This is a genomic window from Flavobacterium sp. R1_16, from assembly GCF_057652095.1.
The window spans coordinates 1-244 of record NZ_JBYFCG010000053.1 but is presented as its reverse complement, the minus strand read 5'-3'; the positions used below and the strand labels follow the sequence as shown (position 1 = coordinate 244).

Below are 244 nucleotides of genomic sequence, written 5' to 3'. Positions count from 1 at the left end.
ATCTTCCAGCTTGTTGATGATTCCCAGTTTTAGCAAACCATTACTAATTATTTTTCGCGCAGCTTGATCGGGAGCGGCAAAACTCTTTCATATTTGCACCTCTGCAATACCTGCCTCTTGAGCTTCATATAACAAATCATAAATCAATTTCTGCTCCTCTGAAAATTTTCCATTGGAAGGAATGGTTAGAGTAACATCGGCAGTGAAGCCATGATATTCAGCTCAAAAATCCATCAGCACCAAT

1 protein-coding gene is annotated in these 244 nt (G+C 39.3%); it reads right to left on the bottom strand.

What is annotated here, in order from left to right; genetic code table 11:
• Window positions 1-87: 87 nt before the first annotated feature.
• A complete protein-coding gene (locus AC23L6_RS13420) occupies window positions 88-183 on the bottom strand; it encodes a hypothetical protein (RefSeq protein ID WP_487570232.1) in 96 nt (31 codons plus the stop codon).
• Window positions 184-244 lie beyond the last annotated feature (61 nt).